Raw genomic sequence first — 14,377 nt, 5'->3', positions numbered from 1 at the left:
GTCGTGGGGTTGCCGGCCAGCGGCCGGCACTACCCGGGTCGGGAATTGCCGAAGCCGGTGGTTGGTAGTGCCGGCCGCTGGCCGGCAGATACGGAAACGTTCCGACGTCGTGGGGTTGCCGGCCAGCGGCCGGCACTACCGCGCGGGGAATTGCCGAAGCCGGTGGTTGGTAGTGCCGGCCGCTGGCCGGCAGATACGGAAACGTTCCGACGTCATGGAGTTGCCGGCCAGCGGCCGGCACTACCGGTGCGCGGAGTCGGCGCACGGCGGTGGGCGAGGGGGCCTGAATCAGGGACAATAGCGTCCCCGCCGCCCCACGCCCGCTCCCGATGACCGATTCCGCCTCCCAGCATCCTGCCCGCATCCTTGATGGCCGCCGTATCGCCGAGGACCTGCTCGACAGCCTGAAGGTGCGCGTCGACGCTCGCGTGGCCGCCGGTGGTAGCCGCCCGGGCCTGGCCGTGGTGCTGGTCGGTGGCGACCCGGCCTCGACTGTGTACGTGCGCAACAAGCGCCGTGCCGCCGAGAAGGTCGGCATCGAGGCGCATGACTACGATCTACCGGCTGGTACCACCGAAGCCGAGCTGCTCGACCTGATCGACCAGCTCAACGCCGATCCGAAGATCAACGGCATCCTGATCCAGCTGCCGCTGCCGGGCATCCCCGACGCGCGCCGGCTGATCCAGCGCATTGACCCGCGCAAGGACGTGGACGGCTTCCACCCGGAAAACGTCGGTCACCTGGCCCTGCGCGAGTTCGGCCTGCGCCCGTGCACCCCGCGCGGCATCACCACGCTGCTGGGCCACACCGACCAGCCGGTGCGTGGCCGCAACGCCACCATCGTGGGCGTCAGCAACCACGTCGGCCGCCCGATGGGCCTGGAGCTGCTGATTGCCGGCTGCACTGTGACCAGCTGCCACAAGTTCACCCCGAAGGACGTGCTGGAACAGGCCGTGCGCAACGCCGACATCCTGGTGGTGGCGGTGGGCCGCCCGGGCATCGTGCCGGGCGAGTGGGTGAAGCCGGGCGCTGTGGTGATCGACGTGGGTATCAATCGGTTGGACGACGGCCGGCTGGTGGGCGATGTCGGGTTTGAGGCCGCTGCCCAGCGGGCCAGCTGGATCACCCCGGTGCCGGGTGGTGTCGGCCCGATGACCGTGGCCACGTTGATGCAGAACACCCTGGAAGCGGCGGAAGCGCTGAGCTGACCTGCGATTGGGGAGAACTGCTGTTGGTGGGTGCGGACCGTTGGTCGGCACAATGCCGGGGCAGGGTGATGCCCCGCTCCTGGTAGGTGCCAACCTTGGTTGGCACGATCCGTCCGGCACCTGGACCCCAAGGTGGGGTGAGGGCCTCTGGCTGTTTGTGCCAACCAAGGTTGGCACCTACAAAAGGCGCTCCAGTGCTGGCCTGAGTGATCCTCTTAAGGTGGATGCCGACCGTTGGTCGGCACAATGCAGGAGCACAGGTGTCTGAAGGGTAGTGCGGACCAACGGTCCGCACCCACCAAAGGCAGGCTGATGACCCGCTCCTGGTGGGTGCCAACCAAGGTTGGCACCCACCAAAGCGGTAGGCGGCCCCCTGAACCAGTCACCGCCCGCGCGACACTGCGTCGCATCTACCCCCTGCCACAGGGCGCGAAAAAGGGGTAAAATGTCGCGCTTCCCCACATCTCGGGTATGCCGATGCTGCGCATCCAGGCTGAAGCACTCACTTACGACGACGTCTCGCTCGTCCCCGCCCACTCGACCATCCTGCCCAAGGACGTCAACCTCGAAACGCGGTTGACTCGCGACCTGAAGCTCAAGCTTCCGATCCTGTCCGCCGCGATGGATACCGTCACCGAAGCCCGCCTGGCCATCGCCATGGCACAGCTCGGCGGCATGGGCATCATCCACAAGAATCTCAGCCTGGAACAGCAGGCCGCGGAAGTGGCCAAGGTCAAGAAGTTCGAGGCCGGTGTCATCCGCGACCCGATCACCGTCGGCCCGGAAACCACCATCCGCGACGTGCTGGCCCTGACCCAGGCGCACAACATCTCCGGCGTGCCGGTGGTGGGCAGCGACGGCCTGCTGGCCGGCATCGTGACCCACCGCGACATGCGCTTCGAGACCGAGCTGGACGATCCGGTCCGCCACATCATGACCAAGAAGGATCGCCTGATCACGGTCAAGGAAGGCGCCGCGTCTGATGAAGTGCTGCAGCTGCTGCACCGCAACCGCATCGAAAAGGTGCTGGTGGTCAATGATTCGTTCGAACTGCGTGGCCTGATCACCGTCAAGGACATCCAGAAAAACACCGACTTCCCGAACGCTGCCAAGGACCTGTCGACCCGCCTGCTGGTCGGCGCTGCCGTCGGCGTGGGTGGCGATACCGATCGCCGCGTGGAAGCGCTGGTCGCCGCCGGCGTGGACGTGATCGTGGTCGATACCGCGCACGGCCACTCGCAGGGCGTGCTGGACCGCGTCAGCTGGGTCAAGAAGAACTTCCCGAACGTGCAGGTCATCGGTGGCAACATCTGCACCGGCGAAGCCGCACTGGCGCTGCTGGACAGCGGTGCGGACGCCGTCAAGGTCGGCATCGGTCCGGGCTCGATCTGCACCACCCGCGTCGTCGCCGGCGTCGGCGTGCCGCAGGTCACCGCCATTGATCTGGTGGCCGAAGCGCTGCAGGACCGCATCCCGCTGATCGCCGACGGTGGCATCCGCTACTCGGGCGACATCGGCAAGGCGCTGGCCGCCGGTGCCTCGACCATCATGGTCGGTGGCCTGCTGGCCGGTACCGAGGAATCGCCGGGCGAGACCGAGCTGTACCAGGGCCGTTCGTACAAGAGCTACCGCGGCATGGGTTCGCTGGCTGCCATGGAGAAGGGGTCGAAGGACCGCTACTTCCAGGACGCCGCCACCGCCGACAAGCTGGTGCCGGAAGGCATCGAAGGCCGCGTGCCGTACCGCGGCCCGGTGGGCGGCATCATCCACCAGCTGATGGGCGGCCTGCGCGCCACCATGGGCTACGTGGGCTGCGCCACCATCGAAGACATGCGCAGCAAGCCCAAGTTCGTGAAGATCAGCGGCGCAGGCCAGCGTGAGAGCCACGTCCACGACGTGACCATCACCAAAGAGCCGCCGAACTACCGCGCCTGACGCGGGCCGAGCAAAGAGGAACGGAGAAGCACTTCCCGTTCCTCTTTCTCCATCTGCCGCCGTAAATCTGATTTCGTTTTCCCTACTGCATTGCCGGGGCGCCATGACCAACATCCATAACGACAAGATCCTCATCCTCGATTTCGGCGCGCAGTACACGCAGCTGATCGCCCGCCGCATCCGCGAGCTGGGCGTCTACTGCGAAATCTGGGCGTGGGACCACAACCCGGCCGAGATCGCGGCGTTCGGCGCCAAGGGCATCATCCTGTCCGGTGGCCCGGAATCGACCACGCTGCCGGGCGCCCCGGCCGCGCCGCAGGAAGTGTTCGACAGCGGCCTGCCGATCTTCGGCATCTGCTACGGCATGCAGACCCTGGCCGCGCAGCTGGGCGGTGCCACCGAAGCCGCGGATCAGCGCGAATTCGGCCACGCCGAAGTGAATGTGATCAACCCGGATGCGCTGTTCAAGGGCCTGAGCGACCACGGCGGCGAGCCGAAGCTGAATGTCTGGATGAGCCACGGCGACCACGTCTCCGTTGCACCGCCGGGCTTCACCATCACCGCCACCACCGACCGCATTCCGGTGGCCGCCATGGCCAACGAAGAAAAGCGCTGGTACGGCGTGCAGTTCCACCCGGAAGTGACCCACACCCTGCAGGGCCAGGCGCTGCTGCGCCGCTTCGTGGTGGACGTGTGCGGCTGCCAGACCCTGTGGACCGCCGCCAACATCATCGACGACCAGATCGCCCGCGTGCGCGAACAGGTGGGCGATGACGAAGTGATCCTGGGCCTGTCCGGCGGCGTCGATTCGTCCGTGGTGGCCGCGCTGCTGCACAAGGCCATCGGCGAGAAGCTGACCTGCGTGTTCGTGGATACCGGCCTGCTGCGCTGGCAGGAAGGCGACCAGGTGATGGCGATGTTCGCCGAGCACATGGGCGTAAAGGTCGTACGCGTGAATGCCGCCGATCGTTACTTCGCCGCGCTGGAAGGCGTGAGCGACCCGGAAGCCAAGCGCAAGATCATCGGCAACCTGTTCGTTGAGATCTTCGACGAAGAGTCGAACAAGCTGAGCAACGCCAAGTGGCTGGCGCAGGGCACCATCTACCCGGACGTGATCGAGTCGGCTGGCAGCAAGACCGGCAAGGCGCACGTGATCAAGAGCCACCACAACGTGGGCGGCCTGCCGGAGCACATGAAGCTGGGCCTGGTGGAGCCGCTGCGCGAGCTGTTCAAGGACGAAGTGCGCCGCCTCGGCGTTGAGCTGGGCCTGCCGCGCACCATGGTCTACCGCCATCCGTTCCCGGGCCCGGGCCTGGGCGTGCGTATCCTGGGCGAAGTGAAGCGCGAATACGCCGAGCTGCTGGCCAAGGCCGATGCCATCTTCATTGATGAGCTGCGCAAGGCCGACCTGTACGACAAGACCAGCCAGGCGTTTGCCGTGTTCCTGCCGGTGAAGTCGGTGGGCGTGGTGGGCGACGCGCGTGCTTATGAGTGGGTGATTGCGCTGCGTGCGGTGGAGACGATTGACTTCATGACGGCGCACTGGGCACATCTGCCGTATGAGTTCCTGGGGACGGTGAGCAACCGGATCATCAATGAGTTGCGGGGAGTGTCGAGGGTTGTTTATGACATCTCGGGGAAGCCGCCGGCGACCATTGAGTGGGAATGAGTTGAAAGAACGAGGGCGCCGAGAGGCGCCCTTTTTTGTTCGCCGCGAGCGCTGATGAGGTGCTTTGCGCCATTCATTGCCATTTGCATCCCAAGCGGCTTCCCGGCACTCGGGGTCAATTCGAGGCAGCTTGTCCAAGATCTTCTGTGGTCGTAAGATCAAAACGATCAACACCTAATTTCTCAGGCATACACAACGGATTGCTATGCAAATGCGAGAGGCGGAAAAGCTTCGGAAAAGTTGGGGGAATAAGCCCTGCAATCACCCTCGAGTTGAGCAGGAGTATCACTTGGGGTCAAATACGGGTGAGTTCGTATGCACAACCTGTGGAGAATCCAAGGAAAGGCGTGATTGGAATATTAGGGCAGAAGAAAAAGGGTGAACGCTCGTTGACATCCGAGATTCAAGTGAGGCAGCCACTGTGGCTGTTCGCATCGGGCCAATTCATATTCTATGGATGAGCCGTTGAGTTCTCAGAATTCTGGAGTCTTAGAATGAGTTCATGGCAACGACAGCTTCAAGATGTCGGATTTGCGAAGACCAAAATTTCTAAGAACTTCGAATTAACTGAAGTCGAGCAGACTTTAGGAAATATTGACCAAATTTATGGCGTTGAGCCAATTCAAGAGCTCGTGCCAAGGGTTGGTGTGGGTATGGGGCCCAGCTATAGCCATAATTTCGGATTAGGGGTATTTCCATTTCATACCGATATGGCTCACTGGAGCATCCCTCCGCGCTACTTTGCGCTTATTTGTATCGTGGGATCCCGTGACGTGAAGACAAATATAGTGCACAGAGATAGTCTGATTGACCCGCAGGAACGGGACTTCTTTAAGAAGGCAATTTTGCGATCTCGGAGGCCGCTTGATGGTCGTCAGGTTCCACTAAGAATGGTGGATGGTGACATATTTCGTTGGGATACACTATTCCTTCAGCCCGTAAATTCGATAGCAGTCCGTGCTGTGCGAATGATTAACGATCGTATTCGGGATGTGAGTATTAGTAGCGTTGCCCTAGATGAGCCTGGCCAAGTACTGGTGGTGGACAATTGGCGAACCCTGCACGGCAGGTCGGAAGTGTCGTCGAGTTCTCGTGGAAGAGTGCTGAAAAGGGTCTACTTGGAGTGAGGGAGGATAGATGGCAGTTAGGGTCGATCACGAGTGGTCAAAGAGCTCCTACTTAGCCAAGTCTGACTTGTATTCGGAGGCTATGCAGGCTAATTCTACCGATTGGCAGTATGGGCTTTGGTCAACTTTCCTCATGGAAATGTTGATAAGAGCATCAATTTCGCATGTGTCGCCGGCGCTTGTGGCAGACGGTTCCGACTGGAATAATATTCTTTATGCACTTGGGCATGCTCCGAAGAAGGCTAAATTCGTTCCTCGAACCGCCCCTATTACAGAATTAATTGGGCGCGCCGAAGAATTGGTCCCTGCGTTTACGCGCGAGCATGTCAACTTTTGCTTGGCACATTTCTCAAAGAGAAACTCGGAGCTTCATTCTGGAAACCTGAACTTTGAAAGCTCTAGCTCGTCGTCCTGGCGGCCGCACTTCTTTGCTGTCTGCGATGTGCTCTTGAGTCATTGTGGGTCTTCTTTAGAAAATCTTTTCGGAGATGCTGAGGCAAAAGAGGCGAGGGAAGATATATCAGCACTTAATGATGGCGCCGCGAAGAGCGTCCTTGGTGCTATCAATGCCCATAAGGTTGTTTGGGATTCGAAGTCAGACGAGGACAGGAAGACGGCTCTGGACCAGGCTGCGGCTGCGTCTTTGCGCCACTATGGTCATCGAGTTAATTGTCCTTCCTGTACCGCCACTGCGCTCGTGCAGGGGCGCGCAATGGGCGTAGCCAAAACATCAACTGCGGAAGATGGTGTTGTTGAACGTCAAGCAATGCGGCCAGAGGAGTTCTTCTGCGTTGCATGCGGCTTGAAGATTTCAGGATACTCAAAGCTTCTTGCTTGTGGATTGGGTGATAGTTATGTTTCGACTAGTCATTATGATGCGATAGAGTACTTTGGCATTGATGTTGATAGGCTGGCGCGAAATATGTGGGAAGATGACAATAATGAGTACTGATCATCAAGGTACTAGCGTCGGTGTTCTTGATCCAGTCAGGCGTCGACTTCTGACTCTTGAGCGGCGTAGCCAAGCAGGCGCGAAGCAATGAGCCGAAAATTTGATCTCGATGCGCGTGCGGAGAGGATGCAGCGGAAGGAAGAGCCGTTTCGGCTCCACGGGAAGCTGCGATCAGTCCACTTTCTGCGAGGCGTTATGTCACGCGCAAGCATGAGCCTTCCGGCGTTCTACTATTTTCTTGGCACCGCGCAGGCTGCTGAAGATATGGATGCTTCGGGCGACTTGCCCTTTCGCGTATCGCAGTCGTACCTAGAGTTCTCAACGCTGAACTCGCTGTCCCTGAACTGCCGGAAAGTCTTTGATCATGCCGCCAAGCCAGACCTTACTGGAGGTAATTTCGGCCGCTTGTCCGACGGAGTGCTTGAAGAGCATGCGCACTACTGGTCCGAGCGAGGAAGCAATACTTTCGAAGATGCTCATCGCGCCCTCGTCTTTTTAAGGGAATTCTTTCGTGAATACGCGCGGACAGATACTGACCTACTCAAGGCTCCCGGTCGACTCCACAAGCGGATCGGCCTTCTAAAGCAACATGCCGATCGCACGGCAGCGCATCTTTCTTTACAGGAGTACGAGCTCGAACTTCTCGATATGATGCATGTTGTAGCTGCGCTTGTGATCGTGGGGGAGGTGATTCGAAGCTTCGATGCGCCCTCAATGGGTAGCGATTACTTCAACGATATCGACGCGGCATCCCTGGCGGCAGCGTCGCGTACTTTTCCATCTATGCGCGATTTTCGCCTGCTCGGACATGTGAAGGTAGACCAGCAGGCGCGCGCCTACTGGAGGATGTACCAATACGAGAGTATCCCGCGCTTCTTCGATCAGCTCGAGTTCGCGTTGGGGTAGGGCTGGCCAAATGCCGGAGGATGGCCTTATGACATCGCCGCGTAGAAGACTGCGGCTCATTCGGTCTCGTTTGCATGCATCGTCCTTTCCGGAGGATGACCGAACTGGCTTGCTGGGTCTCGCCGCTCTCGACCGTGATTGGTCATGGATGGAGGAATTTGCTCCGATGCTCTTCAGCCGGGTGGAGCTGCCATGTTCGCTCCTGGCAGGAGGCGCGTGTTAATCAATGTGACGCCCAATCAAATCTGCTGTACGTTGCTCCGGTCAGGCAGGTCACTCCGGCCTAACCTCCCGACAAGCCCACTCAGCCAATCCCCGGCAAGCCAGAAATAGCCCATCAACCACCCCCTCATCCAGATGCCGCTCTGGTTCCGCTGCCACCCGGCAGCGGTCTGCCGAGTGCAGCACCTCCAGCACCGTTAGCAGCCCGACCAACGCGCGTTCGGTCCTCGCCAGGCTCACGCGGCGCCCGGGAGAGACGTCGTTCTCCGGCCAGGGCAGTCCATCAGCGCCCTCGCAGCCACGCATGCGCTTGAGGATGCCGAGCAGGGAATTCAGGTCGTGCAGGGGAGTGTCGTCGTTGATGGGCTCAACAACGGTGTACGAGGAAAAGGTATCGGATTCGTTCATGGCGTCGGCTTCCGTGGCTGTGCTTAACAGCGCCACCGTGAAGAGGTGGCGGACGATGCGTGGCTGCAAACCGGGATGAAATAGCACCATAGACCGGTGGGCCCGAGGGCCCCCACGCACCGCCCGCCAGAAAGGCCGACGGATTGCCCGCCGGCACCGGTTAAGGACGGTGCCGACGGGCAAGCGCAAACTACAGGTGCATCTCTCATCACGGGTTTGCAGACCCGCTGCCACCCTTTTTCGGTGGCGCGCCATGGTGTTTACGCGGCCGCTTCGAATGCCAATAGAAATTCGCGAAGGAATCGCTGAATCCGAGAGCGAAGAACTATTGTTGCACTCTCCATGCGTGCAGCACGCGACACCGCCGGACGCATTTGCGCAGCTGCTCTGCTGATGGCGAATCAAGCTGGCGCAATCGCCCACGCCACAAGCGAATAGCGCGACGGTCTTCTTTGCAACAGTTCTTAGTCAGCCTTGGCAGGCAGTGGCACCCGACAGAGCGCACACCCCGAAAATCGGTTCAAACCCGACACCGCCAAGGAGCCTTCCTGCTTCAACCAGCGCGATCCTCAGTCGCATTCCCCACCAGCAACTCAATCATTGCCCGCGCCGCGGCCGACTGCCGCCGATGCGGCGCATAGATCACCGAGAACGGCCGCGACCGCCCCCGCAGCTGCGGCAGCACTTCTACCAGCTGCCCGCGCTGCAACCGCTCGCGCACGATGAATTCGTAGCTCTGGCAGATGCCGATGCCCTGTTCGGCCAGCGACACCACGCCCAGCACATCGTCGGAGGTCTCGATGGACGAACGCGGCAGCCACTCCACGTCGCGCCCGCCGTCGCGGAAGATCCACGGCGCCAGCCGCCCGGTACGCGGCATGACGAAGGGCAGGCACAGGTGCTGCTGCAGGTCGTCCAGCGTCTGCGGCGTACCCCGGTGCTGCAGGTACTCCGGCGAAGCCACCAACAGCAGTGGCGCATCCTCCAGCTTCCGCCCCACCAGCCCGCTGTCCGGCAGCTGGCCCAGACGGATGGCCAGATCGAAGCCTTCGGCCACCAGGTCCACGTTGCGGTTGGTGATGTTCAGTTCCACCTGCACCTGCGGGTACTGCTGCGCAAAGCGCGCCAGCACAGGCGGCAGCCGGTAGTGGCCATAGGTGGTGGGCACGCTCAGGCGCACGCGGCCGGCCAGCGCGCCGTCCTGGGCCAGTACGTCGCGCTCGGCGTCGTCCAGCAGGCCAAAGGCAGTGCGCACCTGTTCCAGATAGAGCCGCCCGGCGTCGGTCAGGCCCACGCGGCGGGTGGTCCGCTGCAGCAGCTGCCGGCCCAGCCGCGCTTCCAGGCGGGTGACCGCGCGGCTCAGCACCGAGGGCGTGGTGGACAGCGCCACTGCGCCGGCCGTGAACGAGCCGTGCTCGACCACCGCCAGGAACACCTCCACATCGCCCAGGTAGTCGAACTTGCGGCTCATTTGGCTCTCCGGGGAACAGATGTTTTGCGATGGGGCCAATTTATCGCCGCTGGGGCGATGAATAAAGTGGCCGCCATTCCCCGATAGGAGCTACCCCATGAACCTGATGACCCGGCTGGCCGCAGCGCTGGCCCTCGCTCTGACCGCCAGCGGCGCGCAGGCCGCCAACGTGCTGGTGGTGCTGTCCGACGAAAACCACCTGGACCTGAAGGACGGCAAGGTGCTGTCCACCGGCTTCTATCTCAATGAGCTGATGCAGCCGGTCAAGCTGCTGCTGGACGCGGGCCACGAGGTGACCTTCGCCACGCCGCAGGGGCGGGCGCCGACGGTGGATGCGTCCTCGGTGACGCCGGCCTACTTCGGCGACGATGCGGCGCAGCTCAAACTGCACAAGGACCTGCTGGAAAAACTGGCGCTGACCTCGCCGACCGCCTCGCCGGTGGTCAGCCTGGCGCGCGTGGAGCAGCAGGGCTACGCGCGTTTCGATGCGGTCTACATTCCCGGTGGCCACGCGCCGATGCAGGACCTGCTGAAGAGCCCGGCGCTGGGCCGGTTGCTGGCCGACTTCCACCAGCGCAACAAGACCACTGCGCTGGTCTGCCACGGGCCGATCGCGCTGCTGTCCACGCTGCCGGATGCGGCGGGTTTCGTGGCGACGCTGGAAGCGGGGGCGACGTCGGCCATGCCGAGGTGGATTTACAGCGGCTACCAGATGACGGTGATCAGCAACCAGGAAGAAGAGCAGGCCAAACCGCTGCTGGGTGGCGGTGAGATGAAGTTCTACCCGCAGACCGCGCTGCAGCAGGCGGGGGCCAAGTTCAGCAGTAATGCTGCGCCGTGGACCGGGCATGTGGTGGTGGACCGCGAGCTGATTACCGGGCAGAACCCGGCTTCGGCGATGGAGGTGGGGCAGCGGTTGGTGGAACGGTTGAAGTAAGGCGGGTTCTGCATCGCGTGCGGTGCCGTGGCACCATGGCGGACTGGTCTCGTCCTTATCGACGAGGCCGGTTTTCCAGGGAAGCCCTCGAACACGACATGCGAACGTCCTTCTTCATTCTCTCCGCCTTGTGCCTTGGCTTGCTGTCCGGCTGTGCCAGTGGCCCGGAGGAGCACGCCTCAAGCCGCGAGATCACCAGTGCGTTCGTGGCCGACGACGGCCAGCTGTACCTGCTGCCGCGCTATGACGAGCCGATGCGCTTCAATGCCGCGCCGTTCCGCGAGTACCGGGCGTTGATGGACAGCCCGCTGCGCGGGGCGGTGGCCTGCGCGCAGATGTACTTCCATGAGGATTGGCGTGACCCGGCCAACAAGGCCAAGGTGCAAGGCAGCTATGCGCTGCTGCTGCGGCCGGAGCAGGTAACGGCGGAGCAGGCCGCGCAGTTCAAGCTGGAGCGGATTGAGGTCCCCCCGCGTGAGGCCAAGGCCGTGGAGGAGCGGGCGCGCTACTACCTGCCGATGGACCGGACCCGTTACGCGCTGGCGTTTGATCGCGCCTGCAATCTTTCAAGGAAGGGCGGCAGCTATTACAGCGCGCTGTTCGAGGGCGACGGCGAACGGGTGCAGTTGCCGGATGCTGCGGTGCTGGCGGAGAAAGGGAAGCTTGCACAGCCGATCAATGCGCGGGCGCAGCGGATCCTGCCGGAGAGGGAGGACAAGCCGGGTGCGGGTTCGGCGGCGGGCAAGGTGCTCGGCGCGGCGTTGATCCCTGTGGCGGTTCCGGTGTTTGTGCTGAGCCTGCCGTTCCTGGGGCCGGATCATTGGAAGTGAAAAGGCGTTGGGGGAGAGTCATCCACGCATGGCGTGGATTGGGCATCGCCTGAAAGTTCATCCTGGAGATCTGTGTGCCAAGCACGCTGGAAACTGTTTTGAAGACTGCAGGCTTCATTGTCGTTGCGGCGCTTCCGTTGGTGATCCTTTGGTTCATCCTTCGGCGAATGTCAGCGGCCGCGCGTTCTGCATTGGAATCCGGGCTGCGTTTGAATCCCCCTCGCCGGATTTCCGGTAAGTCCATGACCCTGGTGATGGTGGATGGAAAAGAGGATCGGGAGCACTACTTCTTTGATGCGGCGTCCTTTTACCTGCGGCGTGGGCCGGTGCCCACGGCGGTTCCGCTTTCGCAGATCACCTCAGTCATACGAACGTCCGACAGGATCTACGGGCGCTATGTCTGGCAGGTGTGTTTCAGCAAAGCGTCGGGCAGAAAGTGCGTGACGTTCACCAACAACCTGACGCTGTTCAACCGCGACTTCCTGCTGTTCCTGGAGGCGGTGCGGAAGGCCAACCCGTTGGCAACCGTTGATCGGGCAGGCATCCGCTTCTAGCTGTGGGCCGACTTGAGGGTGTCAGTTAAAGCGGCGAGCCGGTGACGCTACACTGGCCGCCTGTGCCCGATGGAAGCTCGCCCATGTTCAGTGGAAAGGTTGCGGTGGTCACCGGCTCCACCAGTGGTATCGGTCTTGGCATTGCCATAGCCCTGGCGCGGCAAGGTGCCGATATCGTGCTGAATGGCTTCGGCGATGCGGCGGAGATCGAACGCATCCGTTCCAAGCTGGAAACCGAGTTCGGCGTGCGCGTGGCGCATGACGGCGCCGATCTTTCCCGTGGCGAGGCAGTGCGCCGGATGATTGAGCATGCCGTCGCGACGATGGGCCGCATCGACATCCTGGTAAACAACGCGGGCATCCAGCACACCGCGCCGATCGAGGAATTTCCGGTCGACAAGTGGGATGCGATCCTGGCGCTGAACCTGTCGGCGGTGTTCCATGCAACGGCGGCGGCCTTGCCGCACATGAAGCAGCAGGGCGCCGGCCGCATCATCAACATCGCGTCGGTGCATGGGCTGGTGGGCTCGGTGAACAAGTCGGCCTACGTGGCGGCCAAGCATGGCGTGGTGGGGTTCACCAAGGTCACCGCGCTGGAGAATGCGGGCACCGGCATCACCGCCAATGCGATCTGCCCGGGCTGGGTGCGGACGGCGCTGGTCGAGCAGCAGATCACCGCGTTGGCCGAGCGCGATGGCACGGATCAGGAGACCGCCGCGCGTGCGCTGCTGGCTGAGAAGCAGCCCTCGTTGCAGTTTGTAACGCCCGAGCAGCTGGGCGAGATGGTGGTGTTCCTGGCCTCGGATGCCGCTGCACAGATCACCGGCACGGCGCTGCCGGTGGATGGGGGCTGGACGGCGCGCTAGCTGGCTGGCTGTGCTTTACGCTGCAGCATGGGCAATGCCACCAGCGTGGCGAGAATGGTGAACAGCACCAGCGACGAGCCCACCGTGCCGAAGCCCAGGCCGCCCTTTTCCAGCGGCTTGGTGAGCAGATCGCCGAAGGTGGCGCCGAACGGGCGGGTGAGCACGAAGGCGATCCAGAACAGGATGACCCGGTTGATGCCCGTGATGCGGCTGGCCAGTGCGGTGAGCGCGATGAGGCTGCCGATCAGCAGTGCGCCGCCGGTGAAGCCCAGCCCGGAATCGTCGGCGAGGAAATCACCCAGCGCGGTGCCGAGGGTGTTGGAGAACAGCACGGCGGTCCAGTAGAAGCCTTCGGCGCGGCGCGATGCGATGTTGCTGACCGAGATCGACTTTTCCGACACCCGCCAAGCCAGCAGCACCAGCGCCAGGCAGCCGGCCAGCAGACTGGCGCCGGTGGCGTAGCCCAGGCCGAGCGTGCGGTCGATCAGGTCGGACATGGTGGTGCCGGCGGTGCTGGTCGCCAGCACTACCGACCAGAACAGCACCGGGTGGAAGCGCCGCGCCGACAACTGCATGCCCAGCAGGCCGGCAAAGATCGCCAGCAGGATGGCCGAGCTGGCCACGTAGCCGAGGTTGAGCGTCATCGACAGCAGGTCGCCCGCAGTCTCGCCGAGGGTGGTGGCGGCGATCTTCATCACCCAGAAACCGAGGGTGACCGCCGCCACTTTGCTGTGCAGGGAATCTGCGTCTGAAACACTCATCGAGCGTCGCCTGGGGAGCCTGCGGGTGATGCTGTGGCGGCGGGCGTCAGAGCGCGGTCGGAACCGGGTTCGGCGAGAGTGAGCGTGGGGGCGGCGTTCAGCCGGTGCTGGCGGGGGCCGGCAGGCGTGCCAGCAGGGCGTCCCAGTCGGCCACGAAGCAGCCGTTGTGCCCACGGTTGCACTCGGTGATCCACGCGTCCAGCGATTCGCTCTGTGCGCGATAGCCGCTGACATCGCCCAGGACGGCGAAGTGCAGGCGGTAGTTCACCAGCATCTGCAGCCATTGCCCGGCCATGCCGGAGCGCAGCTCGAAGAAGTCTGCCGATAGGCGCTGCACCGGCACGGCGATCCACTCGGCCTGGTGCCCAAGGGCATCGCCGACCAGGTCGCGCAGGGCGTTGCCATCCAGAAGCGGGCCTGTATCGGCGCTGCGCAGGACGCGGGTGCTGCCGATCTGTTCGACATGTGTGTGCATCGTGCGCTCTGAAGTTCGTATCGTCCGCCCAGTATGGCCATGGGAGAGGCCAACAG

General features: G+C 62.7%; 14 protein-coding genes. 10 read left to right on the top strand and 4 right to left on the bottom strand.

Annotation, left to right across the window (positions count from 1 at the left end; genetic code table 11):
• Positions 1-329: 329 nt before the first annotated feature.
• From folD to AC5P9L_RS12885, 6 genes are all read left to right on the top strand, one after another.
• Positions 330-1,208 carry a bifunctional methylenetetrahydrofolate dehydrogenase/methenyltetrahydrofolate cyclohydrolase FolD gene (gene folD, locus AC5P9L_RS12910; RefSeq protein WP_005413112.1) on the top strand — a complete coding sequence of 293 codons (879 nt, stop codon included), beginning with the start codon at positions 330-332 and terminating at the stop codon, positions 1,206-1,208.
• Positions 1,209-1,685: 477 nt separating this feature from the next.
• Positions 1,686-3,143, top strand: a complete 1,458-nt coding sequence (gene guaB, locus AC5P9L_RS12905) for an IMP dehydrogenase (protein WP_005409308.1) — start codon at positions 1,686-1,688, stop codon at positions 3,141-3,143.
• 103 nt (positions 3,144-3,246) lie between these two features.
• Entirely contained in the window at positions 3,247-4,812 is a 1,566-nt protein-coding gene (guaA, locus tag AC5P9L_RS12900) for a glutamine-hydrolyzing GMP synthase (protein ID WP_014646866.1), read from the top strand.
• A 494-nt stretch (positions 4,813-5,306) separates the two neighbouring features.
• Positions 5,307-5,939, top strand: coding sequence for a Fe(II)-2OG oxygenase family protein (locus AC5P9L_RS12895; protein ID WP_143569553.1), 633 nt, complete (start codon positions 5,307-5,309; stop codon positions 5,937-5,939).
• Positions 5,940-5,949: 10 nt separating this feature from the next.
• Positions 5,950-6,891 carry a hypothetical protein gene (locus tag AC5P9L_RS12890; protein ID WP_123958489.1) on the top strand — a complete coding sequence of 314 codons (942 nt, stop codon included), beginning with the start codon at positions 5,950-5,952 and terminating at the stop codon, positions 6,889-6,891.
• Between the two features lie 87 nt (positions 6,892-6,978).
• Positions 6,979-7,797 (top strand): hypothetical protein, encoded by an 819-nt coding sequence (locus tag AC5P9L_RS12885; RefSeq protein ID WP_099484503.1) that lies wholly within the window; start codon positions 6,979-6,981, stop codon positions 7,795-7,797.
• A gap of 273 nt (positions 7,798-8,070) precedes the next feature.
• Here AC5P9L_RS12885 and AC5P9L_RS12880 read toward each other — a convergent pair whose 3' ends face one another.
• Both AC5P9L_RS12880 and AC5P9L_RS12875 read right to left on the bottom strand, forming a co-directional pair.
• The gene (locus tag AC5P9L_RS12880) at positions 8,071-8,427 is read right to left on the bottom strand and encodes a hypothetical protein (protein WP_099484516.1); all 357 of its coding nucleotides are present in this window, start codon (positions 8,425-8,427) and stop codon (positions 8,071-8,073) included.
• 553 nt (positions 8,428-8,980) lie between these two features.
• Complete coding sequence (locus AC5P9L_RS12875; protein WP_099484504.1) at positions 8,981-9,898, bottom strand: LysR family transcriptional regulator; 918 nt, start codon at positions 9,896-9,898, stop codon at positions 8,981-8,983.
• Positions 9,899-9,995: 97 nt separating this feature from the next.
• Between AC5P9L_RS12875 and AC5P9L_RS12870 the strand changes: the two genes are divergently transcribed.
• The 4 genes from AC5P9L_RS12870 (at position 9,996) to AC5P9L_RS12855 (ending at position 13,085) form a co-directional block, all read left to right on the top strand.
• Positions 9,996-10,835, top strand: coding sequence for a type 1 glutamine amidotransferase domain-containing protein (locus tag AC5P9L_RS12870; protein WP_171968850.1), 840 nt, complete (start codon positions 9,996-9,998; stop codon positions 10,833-10,835).
• Positions 10,836-10,933: 98 nt separating this feature from the next.
• Entirely contained in the window at positions 10,934-11,665 is a 732-nt protein-coding gene (locus tag AC5P9L_RS12865) for a hypothetical protein (protein ID WP_171968851.1), read from the top strand.
• A 74-nt stretch (positions 11,666-11,739) separates the two neighbouring features.
• Positions 11,740-12,219, top strand: coding sequence for a hypothetical protein (locus AC5P9L_RS12860; RefSeq protein WP_223846398.1), 480 nt, complete (start codon positions 11,740-11,742; stop codon positions 12,217-12,219).
• Positions 12,220-12,302: 83 nt separating this feature from the next.
• Entirely contained in the window at positions 12,303-13,085 is a 783-nt protein-coding gene (locus AC5P9L_RS12855) for a 3-hydroxybutyrate dehydrogenase (protein WP_495230634.1), read from the top strand.
• Here the strand turns inward: AC5P9L_RS12855 and AC5P9L_RS12850 are convergent.
• Both AC5P9L_RS12850 and AC5P9L_RS12845 read right to left on the bottom strand, forming a co-directional pair.
• Positions 13,082-13,846 carry a COG4705 family protein gene (locus AC5P9L_RS12850; RefSeq protein ID WP_060380221.1) on the bottom strand — a complete coding sequence of 255 codons (765 nt, stop codon included), beginning with the start codon at positions 13,844-13,846 and terminating at the stop codon, positions 13,082-13,084. The genes AC5P9L_RS12855 and AC5P9L_RS12850 overlap by 4 nt on opposite strands.
• Before the next feature lie 97 nt (positions 13,847-13,943).
• Positions 13,944-14,321 (bottom strand): DUF4180 domain-containing protein, encoded by a 378-nt coding sequence (locus AC5P9L_RS12845; RefSeq protein WP_049403163.1) that lies wholly within the window; start codon positions 14,319-14,321, stop codon positions 13,944-13,946.
• Positions 14,322-14,377: the final 56 nt, after the last annotated feature.

The sequence above is a fragment of the Stenotrophomonas sp. YJH_SMC_64 genome, from assembly GCF_059371375.1.
Note: the sequence above shows the minus strand (reverse complement) of the source record. Positions and strands in the feature narration are given on the sequence as shown.